The sequence below is a fragment of the Tessaracoccus lacteus genome (genome assembly GCF_029917005.1).
GTDB classification, from domain to species: Bacteria; Actinomycetota; Actinomycetes; order Propionibacteriales; family Propionibacteriaceae; genus Arachnia; species Arachnia lactea.
Map to the genome: position 1 here is coordinate 2430015 of NZ_CP123967.1, position 17526 is coordinate 2447540.

Annotated in this window: 7 protein-coding genes; 3 read left to right on the forward strand and 4 right to left on the reverse strand. The window is 66.7% G+C overall.

Translation table 11 applies throughout. The features are described 5' to 3' along the window. Window positions 1-1347 (forward strand): glycosyltransferase family 4 protein, encoded by a 1347-nt coding sequence (locus QH948_RS11365; RefSeq protein WP_281144487.1) that lies wholly within the window; start codon window positions 1-3, stop codon window positions 1345-1347. A gap of 965 nt (window positions 1348-2312) precedes the next feature. Here the strand turns inward: QH948_RS11365 and QH948_RS11370 are convergent. Then, window positions 2313-8159, reverse strand: coding sequence for a LamG-like jellyroll fold domain-containing protein (locus tag QH948_RS11370; protein ID WP_281144488.1), 5847 nt, complete (start codon window positions 8157-8159; stop codon window positions 2313-2315). 504 nt (window positions 8160-8663) lie between these two features. On the opposite strand from QH948_RS11370, the gene QH948_RS11375 reads away from it, so the two are divergent. Together QH948_RS11375 and QH948_RS11380 are read left to right on the forward strand one after the other, a co-directional pair. After that, window positions 8664-10139 (forward strand): sugar transferase, encoded by a 1476-nt coding sequence (locus QH948_RS11375; RefSeq protein ID WP_281144489.1) that lies wholly within the window; start codon window positions 8664-8666, stop codon window positions 10137-10139. Between the two features lie 527 nt (window positions 10140-10666). Then, a complete protein-coding gene (locus tag QH948_RS11380) occupies window positions 10667-12409 on the forward strand; it encodes an ATP-binding protein (protein ID WP_281144490.1) in 1743 nt (580 codons plus the stop codon). A 52-nt stretch (window positions 12410-12461) separates the two neighbouring features. On the opposite strand, the gene QH948_RS11385 is transcribed toward QH948_RS11380, so the two are convergent. Genes QH948_RS11385 through QH948_RS11395 form a run of 3 tightly spaced genes read right to left on the reverse strand, consistent with a single transcriptional unit; the run spans window position 12462 to window position 17448 of the window. Further along, window positions 12462-15503 carry a type I restriction endonuclease subunit R gene (locus tag QH948_RS11385; RefSeq protein WP_281144491.1) on the reverse strand — a complete coding sequence of 1014 codons (3042 nt, stop codon included), beginning with the start codon at window positions 15501-15503 and terminating at the stop codon, window positions 12462-12464. Continuing rightward, window positions 15500-16354, reverse strand: coding sequence for a restriction system modified-DNA reader domain-containing protein (locus tag QH948_RS11390; RefSeq protein ID WP_281144492.1), 855 nt, complete (start codon window positions 16352-16354; stop codon window positions 15500-15502). The genes QH948_RS11385 and QH948_RS11390 overlap by 4 nt, the downstream gene beginning before the upstream one ends. Continuing rightward, window positions 16351-17448 carry a restriction endonuclease subunit S gene (locus QH948_RS11395; protein ID WP_281144493.1) on the reverse strand — a complete coding sequence of 366 codons (1098 nt, stop codon included), beginning with the start codon at window positions 17446-17448 and terminating at the stop codon, window positions 16351-16353. The genes QH948_RS11390 and QH948_RS11395 overlap by 4 nt, the downstream gene beginning before the upstream one ends. Window positions 17449-17526 lie beyond the last annotated feature (78 nt).

Below are 17526 nucleotides of genomic sequence, written 5' to 3' on the forward strand. Positions count from 1 at the left end.
ATGCGCATCGTCATCATCGGCCTGAACTACGCCCCGGAACCCACCGGCATCGCTCCCTACACGAGCGCCGCCGCGCAGGCTCTCGAGGCGCGAGGGCACGACGTGACGGTGATCACCGGCTATCCCCACTACCCCCAGTGGCGCATCGCGGACGGCTATCAGGGCTCGTCGTGCCGGTCCCGGATCAAGGGCGTCGACGTCCTGCGTCTCCGGCACCCCGTGCCGGGCTCGGGGAGCCTGGCGAAGCGCCTCGGCATGGAACTGGTCTTCGGGCTGAGGGCCACCTTCGCCCGGTGGGGGCGCCCTGACGTCGTGGTCGTCGTCAGCCCCGCGCTGGTCAGCTCGTCCATGGCGGTGGCCCGAGCTCGGTTGACCGGCGTCCCCGTCGTGTCGTGGGTCCAGGACATCTACACGCTGAGCGCCAGCCAGACCCGCAAGGGCTCGCCGCTGGCCGGACTGGTGAAGGTCGTGGAGTCCGCGACGCTGCGCGCCTCCAGCAGGGTGCTGGCGATCCACGACCGCTTCGCGAACTACCTGTCGAACGGCCTGCGCGTGCGCCACGAGCGCATCGACGTCGTGCGGAACTGGACGCATCTGGCCGCCTCCCCTGGACGGAGCGCGGAGACCCGCAGGCGGCACGGCTGGGCCGACGACGAGACCATCGTGCTGCACGCCGGCAACATGGGTTCCAAGCAGGCCCTCGAGCACGTCGTGCAGGCGTCCCAGCTCGCCGCCAAGGCCGGCGCCCGCATCCGCTTCGTCCTGCTCGGCGACGGCAACCGGCGCAGGGCGCTCGAGGCGATGGGCAGCAATGCGTGCCTGCAGTACATCGACCCGCTGCCCGACGACGAGTTCGCCTCCACGCTCGCCAGCGCGGACATCCTGCTGGTCAACGAACTGCCCGGTATGACGGAGATGTCGGTGCCGAGCAAGCTGACGTCGTACTTCAACACGGGCCTTCCCGTGCTGGCCGCCGTCGACTGGAGCAGCGTGACGGCCGACGAGGTCGACGCCGCCGGGGCGGGGCTTCGGGTCTCCCCCGGCGACGCGCTCGATCTCTACGACGGTGCGCGTCAACTGGCCGGAGCACCCGGACTGCGCGCCGAGCTGGGTGCCGCCGGCCTGCGGCACCGGCAGCAGGTCCTCGGCGAGGAGGCGGCCTTCGCCGGCATCGAGGCGTCCCTGCTGCGAGCCACCGGGCACGCAGCCGCGCTGCCCGAGGAGGGGGATGCGTCGCACGACGATCCCGTCGCGGCGCCTGAGCCCATCCGCCATGTCACGCCGAAGGCCCTGGCTCGCGAGGCGCTGGCCCGGCAGGACGCGGCCGACCTGCCCCTGACCGCCTGACAGACCCCCTGCCGGTCACAACGACGTGACCGGCAGGCACTGCCGCCAGGGTTCCTGAGCATGTAGTAGCCGGTTCCCTGAGCACTTCGACAGGCTCAGTACAAGCCTGTCAAAGGGCCCTGCATCCCCGGTTCCCTGAGCCTGTCGAAGGGCCCTACATCCCCGGTTCCCTGAGCCTGTCGAAGGGCCCTGAGCGAAGCGAAGGGACGCCACCCGCCGATCTCCATCCCCGCCACTCCTCTCGCTGCGCTCGAGGCACCTCGACAAGCATGTGCTGAGCCTGTCGAAGTACTCGGCGAACCGACTTCCTGAGCCTGGCGTCACCGGTTCCCTGAGCCTGTCGAAGGGCCCTGCATCCCGGTTCCCTGAGCCTGTCGAAGGGCCCTGAGCGAAGCGAAGGGACGCCGCTCGACCGATCTCCACCCCCCGCACTCCTCTCGCTGCGCTCGAGGCACCTCGACAAGCTCGGCGAACCGTTCCCTGAGCCTGGCGTCACCGGATCCCTGAGCCTGTCAAAGGGCCCTGCATCCCCGGTTCCCTGAGCCTGTCGAAGGGCCCTGAGCGAAGCGAAGGGACGCCACTCGACCGATCTCCACCCCCCGCACTCCTCTCGCTGCGCTCGAGGCACCTCGACAAGCATGTGCTGAGCCTGTCGAAGTACTCGGCGAACCGACTTCCTGAGCCTGGCGTCACCGGGTCCCTGAGCCTGTCGAAGGGCCCTGCATCCCCGGTTCCCTGAGCCTGTCGAAGGGCCCTGAGCGAAGCGAAGGGACGCCACTCGACCGATCTCCATCCCCGCCACTCCTCTCGCTGCGCTCGAGGCACCTCGACAGGCATGTGCTGAGCCTGTCGAAGTACTCGGCGAACCGACTAGTACTCGGCGAACCGACTACCTGACACGCGCCAGGGGGCGCCTCCCGAAGGAGACGCCCCCTGGCATCGGGCCGTTCGCCGGCCGCCGGATGTCAGTCTGCCGTGTAGTCGAGCAGAAGCGACGGGCGGTAGTTGAGCGACGAGTTGTACTCCTTCGTGAAGATCCGGAGGTTGTCGGTCGACGTCGTGCTGATCCGCAGGGTGACCGTCGAGCCGGGCGTGAACGCCGCCGGGTCGCAGGTCACGGTGTAGAGCGTGTTGGTCGACGTGGCCGAACTGATCTCGCAGACCTTGGCACCGACCGTGGTCGGACGGTTGTTCCAGTTCAGCGCGCCCTCGGTCCAGGAGCCGGTGACCACGTTGACGTCGTGGGTACCGGTCGAGCCGGCGGCGCCGTCCACCGAGGTCCGCAGCCGGAGCTGGACCCCGGTGAGCGAGAGCCCGGATGCCGGCACCTCCGGGACGTCGAACTGGAGGTAGGTCTGCTGGACGCTGGAAGCGTTGGAGGAGAAGGCCTGGTTGTTGCTGCCGTAGTTGGTCGTCGCGGCGGTGGACACCACCGCGGCGTCGGCGGAGGCTCCCACCTGCAGCGAGACCGGATCCGGCGTCGTGCTGGGCTCCTCGACCTCGGCGGTGGCCGCCGAGCTCGCGTCACTCAGGTTGCCGGCCGCGTCCTTGGCCTTGACCTTGTAGTAGTAGGTCCCGGCCGCCAGATCCTCGTCGGAGTAGCTCCGCGAGGTGACGGTGCCGATCCGCGAGGAGGAGTTGGCCGTGAAGTCCGAGGCCGAGCCCCGGTATACCTCGTAGCCGATCACGCCGACGTTGTCCGTCGACGCCCCCCAGGTCAGGGCGACAGTGTCGTCGGTCACGGTCGCCGAGACACCCGAGGGTGCGCTGGGCGCCGTGGTGTCCGCGACCGTGCCGCTGTCGAACGTCAGGCTGAGCGCCGGGCGGGAGGACGCCGTCGAGTACTCCGAGGAGAACAGCCGCAGGTTGTCCGTGCCCTCACCGGAGATCCGGATCGTGACGCTCTCCCCGAGGTGCTGGGCGAGCAGGTCGGCGTTCAGCGTCACGGTGAAGGCCGTGTTGGTGCTGGACACCGGTGCGATCGAGCCGACGTTGCCGAGCGAGGTGGTCGGCCTGTTGTTCCAGGTGACCCCGCCCTCGGTCCACGACCCGGAGACCAGGTCGATCGAGTGGATGTCGGCGGAGGCTGCGGCCGGGTCCGCGGACGTCCTGAGCTTCAGCGTCGCCGAGGCGAGGCTGGTGCCGGACGGAGCCGAGGGCAGGTCGAGCCTGATGAACGACTGCTGGGCCGAGGAGCCACGGGAGAACAGCTGCGTGTTCGAGCCGTAGTTCGTGGTCGCCGCGGTCTGCACGACGCCGGCATCGTCCGTGATCGCCACGTCGAGCGTCACCGGATCGACCGGGGCGGCAGCGACGGTTGCGCTCGCCGTCTCCGACGGATCGGAGACGTTGCCCGCGGCGTCCACCGCCGTCACCTTGTAGTAGTACGTGCCGACGTCGAGGTTGTTGTCGGTGTACGTCGTGCCGGTGAGGTCCGCCACCTTGGTCGACGAGCCGGGCGTGAACCCGTCCGTCGTGCCGCGGTAGAGCGTGTAGCCGACCACGCCGGTGTCATCGGTGGAGGTGCCGGTCCAGGTGAGGCTGACGTCGTCGCCCGAGACGGTCGCCGCGACGGTGGGAGCCGTCGGTGCGGTGGTGTCGGGTGCCGCCACGGTGGCGGTGGCCGCCTCGCTTGCCGCGCTGACATTGCCCGCCTCGTCGAACGCGACCACCTTGTAGTGGTAGGTCCCGGGATCGAGGTCGTCGTCGGTCAGTGTGCGCGAGGTGGTCTCGTCGATCAGGTTGGCCGTGTCGGGCGTGAAGTCCGCCGTGGTGCCGCGGTAGACGCGGTATCCGGTGACTGCCGTGTTGTCCGTGGACTCGGTCCAGGACAGCTCGATGCTGTCCCCGTCGACCTCGGCGCTGAGCGTCGGGGTGCTCGGGGCGAGCGTGTCGGCGACGGTCGCGTCGGCGACGCCGCTAGCCGTCGACGTGTTGCCGGCCGCGTCCACCGCGACGACCGTGTAGTGCCACGAGCCGGCCGGGGCCGCGTCCGTGTACGAGGTCGTCGTGGACTCGCCGACCAGGGTGGCCGCCGCGGGCGTGAACGAGGGATCGGCGGACCGGTGGATCTGGTAGCCGGTGACCGCGACGTTGTCCGTCGACGCGGTCCAGCTGAGCTGGACGCTGCCGGAGACGACGGTTGCGCTCAGGTCGGCCGGGGCGGTGGGTGCCGCCGTGTCCGGCACGTCGGCCTCGGCCGCCGCACTGGGCTCCGACGCGTTGCCCGCAGCGTCGAGGGCGACCAGGCGGTAGTACCAGGTCCCCTGCTCCGGGTTGGGCACGACGTGGGTGTACGACGTCTGCGACGCGTCGGTGACGGTGACCGTCGTCACGAGCGACGAGTCGCTCGGGGTGAAGTCGGCCGTCGTGCCGCGGTACAGGGCGTAGCTCGTGGTGGCGACGTTGTCGGTCACCTCGTCCCAGGCCAGCGTGATATCCGGCGTGGTGTCACCCGGGGCCGGCGTGTTGGTCACGACCGAGACGGTCGCGGTCAGGGACGGGGCATCGGGTGCCGTGGTGTCGGGCACCTCCACGCTGGCGGCGGCAGATGCCGTGCTGACGTTGCCGGCCGCGTCGACCGCGGCCACCTTGTAGTACCAGGTGCCCGCCGTGGCGGTGGAATCCGCGTAGGACAGTGCCGTGGCGGTGCCGATCTGCGAGGAGGCGTCCGCGGTGAAGTCGGACGTCGTGCCACGGTAGATGCGGTAGCCGGTGACGGCGAGGTTGTCGCTTGAGGCCGTCCAGGTCAGCTGGGCAGCGCCGGAGTCGTAGCTGCCGCTCAGGCCGCCCGGGGCGGTCGGAGCCTGGCCGTCCGGGTTGACCGTGCCGTACTGCGACTGGATGGTGGACGCCTGGAGCGCCTTCGAGTAGACGGCGAACTCATCGATCGCGCCGTTGAAGTAGAAGTTGCTCGGCTGATCTGGCCAGCCGCTGATGTTGCCGCCGCCGATGCGCCAGTACCCGGCCCCGGTCTCGGCCGTGCTGACCGAGCGCGAGCCGACGAGCGCGCCGTCGACGTACATCTTCATGCCCGACGAGTCCTGCGTGACCGTGAGCTGGTGCCATGTCGCGTCGTTGTAGGAGGCCGTGCTGAAGACGGTGTCGGTGGCGCCGTTGTAGACGCCGAAGACCAGCCGGCCTGCGTCGGTCATGTAGACCATCTTGTCGTAGGCCGATCCGTTGCCGGTCGTCGTGTTCTCGAAGCCGACGAGCTTGCCACGGCCGTTGCTCGGGGCGTTGAACCACAGCTGCAGCGTGAACGGGTTCGACGGGCTCTGGCTGACGGTTGTGGAGACGGTCGCGGAGTCAGTGCCGTTGAACTGGGCGCCGGTGTTGGGGGCGCCGTTGACGCTCCCGAGTGCCCCGGCGACGGGGTGCGTCACGCCGGTGTTGTACTGGCCCGTTGCCTGGCCGAAGTAGCTGGAGTCCCTGGCGGCCGACGTGGTGTCGTCCAGCCTCCAGTAGATGTCGGGGTCAGCGGCGTAGACCGAGGCCCCGTAGGCGTCGGAGGGCGAAGCGTTGACGTCGGGCGTCTTGCCACCCGCAGTGGCGTGGGCCGCGATCTGCGTCTTCGACAGAACCGTGTCGTAGACGGCGGTCTCGTCGATCTGGCCGGCGAAGAAGTTGCTCGCCGGCCGGTCGGGCCATCCGGAGAGGTTGTCGCCGCCGACGTGCCAGACACCCCAGTACGCCTGAGCGGCGGTGTTGGTGTTCTTGGCGACGCGGTTCCCGTCGACCCAGAGGCTCATGCCGTCGGCGCCCTGGGTGGCGACGATGTGGTGCCACGCGCCGTCGTTGTAGGACGTGGACGTGGTCAGCGCGGTGGCGCTGCCCGTCCAGACTCCGAAGCGGAGCTGTCCGTTGTTCAGCATGTAGATCTGCCGGTCATAGTTGCCCGACAGCGACGTGGCGTTGTTTCCGGTGTTGGGACGCCCGTTGCCGAAACCGATGATCTTGCCGCCCCTGGTGGTGGTGGTCTTGATCCACGTCTCGAGCGTGTAGGTGGAGGTGGCCTCGCTGAGCTGATCGTTCCAGATGTAGTCGTCGACGCCGTCGAAGGTGAACGAGCCGGAGGTGTCGGCGGCGGTGATGCCCTCGGAGTTCGGGGTCAGGCCCATCATGCCCAGGCCGTTCTTCGCCGACGTGTCCGTGGTGTTGGCGGCGGAGTCGATGACCCAGCTGCCCGCGTTGGAGGTGGTCGAGGTGCCGGTGTAGGCGGAGGTCCAGTACAGCGACGGGCTGTCCGCCTTGATGGTCCTCTGGTAGCTGTCCGTTGCGGCGATCGCGCGGGTGCCGACCGAGCCGGACGTGCGTGTGGTGGTCCCGTCGGTGACCTCGACCCGGTAGGTGTAGAGGGTCCCGGCCGTGACGTTCGAGTCGACGAACGTCACCTGCGGACGCTTCCACCAGTAGGAGATGGCGGTGCCTTCCCAGATGGGCGTGGTGGACCCGTTGCGGTAGACGCGGTAGGTCAGGTGCGAGTCGTCGTTGTCGGTTGAGGTGCGGAAGGTCACCTGGATGGTGCCGTTGTCCATGGCCTTGCCGACGAAGGTGGGCGTCGACGGGGCGGACGATGCGTCCGTGAAGCGGGTCAGGCCCTGCTGGGCGCTGCCGTTGACGCGGGTGAACTCGCCGCCGACCCAGAGGTAGCGGGTGGACCCCGAGACCGCGATGTCGAGCGCGCGGGGGCCGATGCCCTCGCCGGTGCCGTCGTTCAGGTCGGGCTTCCAGCCGTAGTGCTCCATTGTCTGCGAGTTCTGCGCCGCCAGGTAGACGCGGCGGCCGTCCTGGTTGAAGTTGATGCCGGAGCAGTCGTGCTGGTGGTTGACGGAGTAGATCGTGCCGTTGTCCTCGATCAGGTCCTGCGTGGCGCCGAGGCACGTGTCGCGCCAGACCTGCTCGCCGTCGGACCAGCGGAAGGCGGCACGGCCGTCGAAGACGCCGCCGCCGATGCCCTCGTTGGCGATGTAGAACATGCCGTCGCCCGCGCCGTTCGTGATGGCGTGCGTCGCCGAGGTGCCCTGTGGCGCGTTGGCGTCTGGGCTGGTCGCGTTGGGGTCGCCGGGGATGAAGCCCCGAGGATAGGTCCTGAGCAGCGTGCCGTTCGGCTCGCTGGAGTCGGCGGAGCTCAGCATCGCGATGGAGTGCGAGAACTCGCCGTTGACGTAGTAGAAGTAGCCGCCGAGGACGACCTTCTGACCGTCGGGTGAGACCTGCACGGCTCGGCCGCGCTTGTTGACGCCGGCCCCGGAGTAGCTCACTCCGTTGGCGGTCCAGGGCAGCAGCGCGCCCGTCGTGGCGTTCACGGCCGCGTAGTACTGGCGCGTCTCATCGCGCACGGTCGAGAAGCCGCCGGCCAGGTACAGCGTGTTGTTGTAGACGTCCAGGCCGAAAACCTCGGCAGACACGACGCCCGCGTTGAATGCGGTCTTGACGGAGCAGGATGCCACGTCGAGCGCGGCGACGCGGGTCCTGGACACCCCATTGACGGAGGTGAAGGCGCCGGCGATGTAGACCGTCGACTGATCGGGTGTCACCTCGATCGCCCGGATGGTGCTCGATAGGCCCGACACGGTGAACTGGCACGACGTCGGGGCGCCGGTCGCGGCGTCAAGGACAGCGAGGCCGGCCCTGGACTGCGCGGTGCCCGAGCCGCCCGACGGCGGGCGGAGCTGCGTGAAGGAGCCGCCGGCGAAGACCTTGCCCTGTGCCGAGCCGAGGGCGTAGACGACGCCGTTGGTCTGCCAGGTTGGCTGGTCGACGGATCCGAAGGACACGCCGGGGCTGAGCGCTTCCGCGCTGTTGTTCATTGCGAGTACTGCAGTGGTTGTCAGTGCGAACGCGGCGATCGTTGCCGTGATTCGACGTGCGAGAGTGCGCACGATGGTATCCCCTCATTCAGTCCGCCCAAAGGCGGCTCTCCCCCCAGAGGACAACGGGCCGCTGTGGGGCAGTGGACCCGCTGTCGAGACGAAACGTAGCACGGGTTGTGCAGGATTGACCCGCAGGTCGTGAAAAACCGATCCTGTGAGAATGGCGCGCGAGACAAACGCGCCTGGCGTGCTCCGATGCGCCCCAGATTCGGCGAATCCGTTGCCGCCCTCACAGCGCGGTGCTAGCCTTCACGGATGAGCCGGGGGGCGGCTCATCGGCGCGACACATGGTGTCGTCGCCCGGTCGTCCCGTCTGGGACCAGCTGGCCGGCTCGTCGAGGAGCAGGGCCGGAAGTCGTTTCCATCTCTCCTTGTGGTCCTGCTCGGGGTCCGGTGGCAACACGCGCCGGTCCCGTGAGTGCACAGGTCACAACTGGGGGGATGATGACCACACTTGCTGGATATTTCGACACCTTGACCCGACGGCGGCTGGACGCTGCACCGGGGTTCTGGAACAGGGCATTGGCGCCCCGTCACCAGCGCGTGGCGCTGCTGGTGCTCGACCTCGTCGGGCTCACGCTCGCGGGGCTGCTCGCCTCGCTGGGCAGGGAGACGATTCCGGGACTCACTGACGGCTGGGACAGGGAGCTGTTCTTCGCGGTCGGTTCCGTGCTGATCGTGTGGTTCATCGCCCTGGCCGCGACGGGCTCGTACTCGCTGCGCCATCTGCGCGCCGGGGCGACGGAGTACCGCAGCGTCATCACCGCCACGTTCTACGCGGCCGGGTTCTCCGGCATCGCCTTCTACCTGCTGCACTACGAGTACCCGCGCGGCATGTACGCGCTATGGTTCGGCATCGGCCTTGTCAGCCTGCTGACCTCGCGGCTGCTGCGCCGCCGCTTCATGCAGCGCCTCCACACGATGGGTCTGATGCAGACTCCGGTCGTGGTGGCCGGCGCGGACCACCACGTCGATTCGATCGCCGCCGTCCTGGCCCGCGAGACCTGGCTCGGCTACCGGGTGGTCGGCGCCGTGACCCGCGAGCCGCTCCTCGAGACCTCCACCGGCCTGCCGGTGCTGGGCACCACCGCGGAGACGCTCGAAGTCATCGAGGCCAACAACGTCGGCTGCGTGATCTTCGCCGAGGGGTCGTTCGCCAGCACGGATGAGTTCCGACGGATGGCCTGGAAGCTGGAGCGCCACGACATCTCCATGATCGTCGTGCCCGCGCTCTCCGACATCAGCTCGCAGCGCGTCGACGTCCGCCCAGTCGCGGGGCTGCCGCTCGTCGACGTCGCTCCCCCGCAGGCAGCCAACGCCCTCCGCTGGGCGAAACGGACCACCGACATCGTCGGCTCGCTCATCGTGCTGTTGTGCGTCTCGCCGATCATGCTCGGCACCGCGCTGGCCATCAAGCTCCAGGACCGCGGACCGGTCCTCTTCAGACAGCGTCGCGTCGGCCGCAAGGGCGCTGAGTTCGACATGTACAAGTTCCGGAGCATGTGCGTCGACGCCGAGGCGAAGCTGGCCGCCCTGGAGGCCTCGAACGAGGGCGCCGGAGTGTTGTTCAAGATGGCCGACGATCCCCGCGTGACGAAGGTCGGGAAGTTCATCCGCCGCTACTCGATCGACGAGCTCCCGCAGCTGATCAACGTCCTGCGCGGCGACATGAGCCTCGTGGGCCCGCGGCCGGCGCTGCCCCGCGAGGTGGCGCAGTACGACACCGACGCCATGCGCCGTCTCGACGTCCGACCGGGCCTGACCGGCCTGTGGCAGGTGTCGGGGCGCTCGAACCTCTCGTGGGCGGACACCGTGAGGCTCGACCTGTACTACGTCGACAACTGGTCGATGACGCAGGACCTGCTGATCCTCACGAAGACGGCCAAGGCCGTCATCGGCAGGGACGGCGCATACTGACGCACGTCGACAGACGCCACCCTTGTCAGCAGGCGCCACCCTTGTCAGCAGAAGCCACTGCCATGGCGGTGGCAAGTGTCGAGAAGGGTGGCGTCCGTCAGTAAGGGTGGCCGTCGGTCAGGAAGGGTGGCGGCGTCCCGGGTGGCCGACGAGCGCGATGGCTACCAGCGTGACGACCACGTCAGTGACGGCGGTGTAGATGCTGATCACCGACGCGTCGGTGAACCCGACCGAACTCCTCAGGGGGCGCTGGTGAGCCCGAAGCCTGCTGGACCGCGTCGACGGCCCCGCTTATGGCGGACGAGTCGAAGCCAAGTAACGTCCGCGACTCCACCGATGACCGCGGGGCAGTCACCCGATACGCCTCGCCGCGAGCGACGGGGAGTCTCCGCTCGGGGTGAGTCCGGCCGACCAGCGCGGCTGACCCGATGGACTCTCCCACTCTCTCACTTTCGCACTCTCGCTGATAGAGTGTGCAAGAGTCGCGATAGAGTGGGGGCAGAGTGTCAGAGTCAACGTTGGCTGTCATGGTGGACCGACTCCGGCGAACTGGGCTGGAGCCGACGGAGATCGAGGTCAAAGCGGCGGTCCAGGCACTACCGAAGACCATCGGCGAGACCTTGAGCGCCTTCGCCAACGGAGAGGGCGGGACACTGCTCCTCGGGCTGGACGAAGAGGGTTTCCGGCCGGCGGCCAACTTCGACGCCGAGAGGATCCGAGACGCCCTGGCCACGTGGTGCAACGAGAAGATGTGGCCCCCGATTCGGTCAACGATCGAGGTCGTTGACTATGAGGGAGCGCAGGTCGTCCGCCTAGACGTCGACGCGAGTGATCCCGTAGACAAGCCGTGCTTCGTCCTCGACCGCGGCGAATACAACGGGTCATTCATCCGAGTCGGCGACGGAGACCGGAGACTCACCCGCTACGAAGTAACCCAACTCCTCTCCAACCGCGATCAGCCAACCCATGATCAGCAAGTCGTCCCCGACGCAACGGTCGACGACCTAGATCCCCGCCTCGTCGACCAAGTGCTCCGCCACGCCGCAGAGCGTTCAGCGCGCGCGTTCTCCGGAGTCGATCGGGTCACCGCGCTCAAGCGCCTGGGCGCCCTGAAAGACCTCGATGGCACCCCACGACCGACATTGGCAGGGCTCCTCGCACTCGGCTTCTACCCCCAACAGTTCTTCCCTCAACTCTTCGCGTCCGTCGTCGTCCTACCCACGACCGAAATGGGTGAGCTGGGTCCAGAGGGCGAGAGGTTCCTCGAGAACGTCACCGTGGACGGACCGATACCGGTGATTCTCCAGGAGGTGACCGCGGCGCTTCGACGCAACATGAGCCGAGCAGCCATTGTCCGTGGCCTTGGCCGAGAGGACCGCTACGACTATCCCACCGAGGTCATTCGCGAGCTGGTGACCAACGCGCTCATGCACCGCGACTACAGCCCCGAGAGCCGCGGTACCCAGGTGCAGATCGAGCTGTACCCAGACCGTCTGGTGGTCAAGAACGAGGGCGGACTCTTCGGCGGAGTGACGGTCGACCAACTCGGCGCGGCCCGCATCGCATCCAAATCGCGGAACGCCACCCTTGCGAAGCTCCTTGGGGACGTGCCGCTTCCGGACCGGACGAACGAGACCATCGCCGAGAACCGAGGATCCGGTCTGGTCGCGGCAGTCCTGGCGCTCCGCAGGGCGGGAATGTCTCCGCCGGACTTCGACGCCGGCCCTGGCCGCCTTACGGTCACTGTTCCGCGAACTGCGCTTCTCGCACCGCAGACCATCGAGTGGATCGCGGGCCTCGGGCTGGGGCATCTCACCGACGCACAGCACCTCACCCTGGCCATCATGCGGAGCTCCGGCCGCGTCAGCGTAGGGATGCTGCGCGCCTGGGGCGTGCAAGACCGGGATGCACGGGAAGCTGTCAGGGATCTGGTCACCCGCGGGGTTGCCATCAGGATCGGAGGGAAGCGCTACGCGAGCTACCGTCTGATCGACGACGTCGGCGACCTTCCGCTTCCAGAACTCCACAGCGCCCCCACATCACCGGACACCAAGGTGCACCAGGGAATAGAGGCCGACCTGGACATCATCATCCAGGCTATCCAGGCTGGCCACTCCACCTCACGTGGCCTGGCCGCACACCTGGGCATGCCGTACCAGACTGTCCTTCGCCGGCTCCGCGAACTGGAGGTCCGGAAACTCGTCGAGCCGACCCGGCCGAAGCACAGCTCCAAGCAGAGCTACAGGTTGATCGGTGGAGATCCGGCGTAGCGGCCGCTGCCCAGCCCCTCCCAGGACCAGATCTTGCCAAGGCCGCGACCGGTCAGTCGCCGCCTCCAGAACTCAGCCCGAAGAACCGCTCGAAGAACGCCCCCAGTTTCTGGATCACCCGCTGCTTCTTCTCGCCGTGGCCGCCGCTGGGAGCGAAGCGGGAGACGGGCGGAAGCACCTTCGTGATCGCCGTGCCACTGGTGCGGATCTGGCCGTCCCGGAAGGCCGTCTCGACGAAGGCGCGGGTCGCGGCGGGTCGGAGGTTCTCGCCGGTGATGATCGTCGCGAGTTCCGCCTCCCGCTTGGCCGCGATGAACGCCCGCCACTCCTGGTCGATCTCGCCGTCGGCAGAGAGGGAGTCCACGAAGTCCTCGATGAGGTCCTTCTTGTTGCGCAGCGTCGGGCTGGCGTCGACGGCGCGGGTGATCTCTGCGCGGATCTCCTTGTCGTCGCCGTCGCCGCGCTCCTCGCGGTACTTGCTCACCAGCATCAGGATGTAGTCGACGTTGATCTCGACCTGCTTGATCAGCTCGATCTCGAAGACCACGTCGTCGTTGATCTGCTCCTTGTCGGCATCCTTGTCCTTACGGAACTCGGCGTAAAGGTCCAGGTAGACGCTGCGGTAGTCCTGGCCCTGACGGTCGGTGAGAATCGCGTTGCCCGTGAACTCGTCGAAGGATGTGAGGATGTTCTGCAGGCGCAGGATCGCGCCGAACAGCTTGATGAACTCCTTCTGGGCGGCCTCTCCGACGATCGGCTGGTCCAGCGGGAAGGAGTCGAGCAGCTCGGTGACCTTCTCGGCGTAGTCGTCGTAGTACTCGGCGTACGGTTTGAGGAGGACGACGCCGCGGGCGTCCTTGTTGCCGAACAGCGCGATCGCGTCGTTCGTCTCCTCCTCAAGGTCGCGGAAGCTGACGATGTTTCCGTACGTCTTCACCGAGTTCAGGATGCGGTTCGTGCGCGAGTATGCCTGGATCAGCCCGTGGGCGCGGAGGTTCTTGTCCACGAACAGCGTGTTCATCGTGGTGGCATCGAAGCCGGTGAGGAACATGTTGACGACGATGACCAGATCGATCTCGCGCTGCTTCAGCTTGAGCGACAGGTCCTTGTAGTAGTTCTGGAAGCGGTCCGCCGAGGTGTCGAACGACGTGCCGTACAGGGCGTTGTAGTCCTGGATGGCGTCCTCGAGGAACGAGCGGGCGTCCATGCTCAGCGCGCCCGTCTCGAAGCCCTCCTCCTCCAACGCACCGTCCTCGACGGCATCGTTGGCTCCATAGGAGTAGATCAGGCCGACCTTCAGACGTCTGCCCGGCGGCAGGTGCTCCTGCTTCAGCTGGAAGTGGTTGTAGTAGACGCGGGCCGCCTCGATCGAGGCCGTCGCGAACAGCGCGTTGAACCCCCGCACGCGGCGCTCGCCGAGCGTGTAGTGCTCCGCACGCTTGGTCTTCTGGTCGAAGTGCTCCAGCGTGTAGCCCACGATCTGGCTGATCCGCTCAGGGGCGAGCAGCGCCTTCTCGGTGTCGATCGCGGAGACCTGCTTGTCGACGACGTTGCCGACCTTGATGGTGTTGACGTAGTCGATGCGGAACGGCAGCACATTCTTGTCCGTGATGGCGTCGACGATCGTGTAGGTGTGCAGCTTCTCACCGAACGCCTGTTCGGTGGTCTTCAGCTGCGGGTTCCCGCCGGTGCCAGAGTTGGCGGAGAAGATGGGCGTGCCGGTGAACCCGAACAGGTTGTAGCGCTTGAACGCCTTCGTGATGGCGGTGTGCATGTCGCCGAACTGCGAGCGGTGGCACTCGTCGAAGATGATCACGACGTGACCGCCGTAGATGGCGTGGCCCTTGTTGGCGCCGATGAAGGTCGACAGCTTCTGGATGGTGGTGATGATGATCTTCGCCGCCGGATCCTCGAGCTGCTTCTTCAGCACCGCGGTCGAGGTGTTGGAGTTGGCCGCGCCCTTCTCGAAGCGGTCGTACTCGCGCATCGTCTGGTAGTCGAGGTCCTTGCGGTCCACGACGAACAGCACCTTGTCGACGCTGGGCAGCTTCGACGCCAGCTGCGCGGCCTTGAACGACGTCAGCGTCTTGCCGGAGCCCGTCGTGTGCCACACGTAGCCGCCGGCCGCGACGGTGCCGAGGGTCTTGTAGTTGGTGGAGATGTCGATCTTCTGCAGGATCCGCTCGGTGGCCACGATCTGGTACGGCCGCATCACGAGCAGCAGGCGGTCGGCCGTGAGGACGCAGTACCTGGTCAGGATGTTCAGCAGCACGTGCTTGGCGAAGAACGTCTTCGCGAAGGCGGTCAGATCGGTGATCGGCCTGTTCTGCGCGTCGGCCCACCAGGAGGTGAACTCGAACGAGTTCGACGTCTTGCGCACCTTCTTTTTTCCGGCCACCTCGCTCAGATGCTGGCGGCGGGTGGTGTTGGAGTAGTACTTCGTGAGCGTGCCGTTGCTGATCACGAACAGCTGCACGTACTCGAACAGGCCGGAGCCGGCCCAGAAGCTGTCGCGCTGGTAGCGGTCGATCTGGTTGAACGCCTCACGGATGTCCACGCCGCGACGCTTCAGCTCGATGTGCACCATGGGGAGGCCGTTGACCAGCACAGTCACGTCGTAGCGGTTCGACCTGGCGGACCCGCCCTCCCCCTCGCCGGTCTCGTACTGGTTGATGACCTGCAGCCGGTTGTTGTGGATGTTCTGCTTGTCGATCAGCGTGATGTTCTTGACGGTCCCGTCGTCCCGCTTCAGCAGCTGGACGTGGTCCTCCTGGATGCGGATGGTCTTCTCGACGATGCCGTCGTTCGCGCCGGAGATCCGCTCGGTGAAGAACTGCGTCCACTCGGCGTCGGAGAACGACGTGGCGTTCAGCGCCTCCAGCTGCACGCGGAGATTGGCGACGAGCTGGGCCTCCGACGTGATGGGCAGGTACTCGTAGGCCTGCGACTGGAGCAGTCGGATCAGCTCCTGTTCCAGCGCGGCCTCGGACTGGTAGGCGTCCTCGGCGGGCGCATCCGGCACGTACTCCGCGACAACCGTCGACTCCGCGGACACGGCGATCGGTTCGTACCGGCGCGCGGGTACGTCACTCATTTCGCCATTCCTGTCTTGGCCTCAGCGCCATCCTCCTGTTGGGCCAACCACTGACTGCGGAGCGCCGCGAGGGTTACCCCCGTGAGACTTCCGACGTGCCAGGTGGTCCAGCCATTCGACGACTGGAGCCGCAGCGCGTTGGCCGCAGCGGTGCTCGGTGACCGGTAGGCGACGCCACGCACGACGATCTCGCCGTCGGCGGTAACCGTGCCCGTCGCCTCGACCTTGCCCTGCCGGAGGTGGAGGGTCTCGCCGCCGCGCACGAGCCCGCTCGAGACGAGGTCGGAGAACGTGACATTGAAGGATGCCCTGCCGCCGGCCGTGCTCATGGGTGTCTCGTCTTCGACCTGCTGCTCCGGGTTGCTTCGGGTGATGTCGATGCCCGCCAGCCGCAGCGCCGCCAGGATGCTCTTCACGAAGGAGTCGAGCGAGAGCATCATGTGCTTGGGAAGGGTGTCGTCGCCGCTCGACTGTCCCTGGATGACCGTCAAGTTCTCGAGGGCGGAGATCTCGGCGGACACACGACCCTCGAGGTAGCCGATCTCCGCGGTGTTGAACCCGTCCGTCGTGTCCCGACGGACGGCCACCGCGCGCCGCCACGGCAATGGCTCCTTCACGTTGTGCTGGCCCAGCCGATTGCGCAGCTTGCGCGCCTTCCCCACGTATACCTGCCCGGACCCGTCACCGGTGAGCAGGATGTAGATGCCCGGCACGTCCCACTCGGAGATCGGCAGCGACCTCAGGTGCGCCCGATCCACGAACGCGACACGCAGCGCATGCTCGACGAAGTCCGCAATGACCGGAGCCTCGGAATCCGACGGGATCTGCACGTTCACCGGCGTGGTGCTCATGCGGCTGTCTCCTTGAACGTCAGCAGCTTGTCGCGGTAATACCCATACTGCTTGCGGCGCAATGCAAGCTCTGCCGGGAGCCCGACGCTAAGGTCATTGACAAGCACGTCGAAGGCATCCAAGGCCCGAGCCACCTGTCGTTGCTTCTCCAGGGCTGGAAGCGGCACCTCCCACGCGAAGAATGATTTCGAGTCGACTGCCGCCATGGAACCATCCGTTCGAACGCATTGTTCACGGATACGCTCGCTGTCAGCCCTAAGCACCTGAAAGACATAACGGGCGTCTACCCCTTCACCGACAGCAAGTGCTCGAATATCCTGATTCACGGTGGTATCAGTGGTGACGTAGCCGATCGGCAGGGTGCGGCGCAGGATGTTCGAACGCATGACCACTGCGATCGACGGACCCGACACGATCCTCAACGACGTCTCGTCCAGAGCCTTCGATGTGACTCGGCCTCTGATCTCGTTCGTGGACTCATCACTGACATCCATCGAGGCCAGCCAAGGAATCGTCCCACGCTCCCAGTAGACCGCATTCTGTTTTGAAGGAGTCATACCTCCAACCCAAGCCCCCAAGCTGGCGAGCCTGACGCGAGGGGCATCCACCGAGTCGAGCATCACCTGCCGGTAGTGGGCATACTGATGTCGTCGCGCCTCCAGCTCCGCCTCCAGCTCCGCCTCCAGCTGACTGAACTGATCCAATACTCGCACGATTTCGCGCTGCACCTCTAGAGGCGGCACCGGGATTCGCAGATCATCTGTATCCCTTACACTCAGCTGCGGCAGCTTCACCGATGTCGCCCGCGCAACTCTCTGAAGATACTCAGTCTGCGTTAGCAAGAAGTAGTAGACAAACTTCTGATCGACATCCGCCGCATTGATCGAATACGACCAAAGCTCGGCCTTATGCGTAAAGGGATGCTCATAATAGGCAAATCCGATGTGACCACGCGACTTAACTATAATGCTTGGAACACGGACCACATCTTTAGCAGGCACGGCACCCTCAGCCACGTCTGCAACAGTGTTCCCCCCTGCAAACACACGAATCGGCCCACCACCGCCAATCGTCTTCATCCTCGCAGCCGTCATCGCCGTTCCTTTGTTGCGCTTCCCCAACGAACTCAGCGGACGACGAGGCACACCACCTGGACACAGATCCTTGAGTAA

Excerpts from the sequence above, each read along its gene's own strand:
- QH948_RS11365 (WP_281144487.1), top strand. The coding sequence starts at position 1 with ATGCGCATCGTCATCATCGGCCTGAACTACGCCCCGGAACCCACCGGC.
- QH948_RS11370 (WP_281144488.1), bottom strand. The coding sequence starts at position 8,159 with ATGAACAACAGCGCGGAAGCGCTCAGCCCCGGCGTGTCCTTCGGATCC.
- QH948_RS11375 (WP_281144489.1), top strand. The coding sequence starts at position 8,664 with ATGATGACCACACTTGCTGGATATTTCGACACCTTGACCCGACGGCGG.
- QH948_RS11380 (WP_281144490.1), top strand. The coding sequence starts at position 10,667 with ATGGTGGACCGACTCCGGCGAACTGGGCTGGAGCCGACGGAGATCGAG.
- QH948_RS11385 (WP_281144491.1), bottom strand. The coding sequence starts at position 15,503 with ATGAGTGACGTACCCGCGCGCCGGTACGAACCGATCGCCGTGTCCGCG.
- QH948_RS11390 (WP_281144492.1), bottom strand. The coding sequence starts at position 16,354 with ATGAGCACCACGCCGGTGAACGTGCAGATCCCGTCGGATTCCGAGGCT.
- QH948_RS11395 (WP_281144493.1), bottom strand. The coding sequence starts at position 17,448 with ATGACGGCTGCGAGGATGAAGACGATTGGCGGTGGTGGGCCGATTCGT.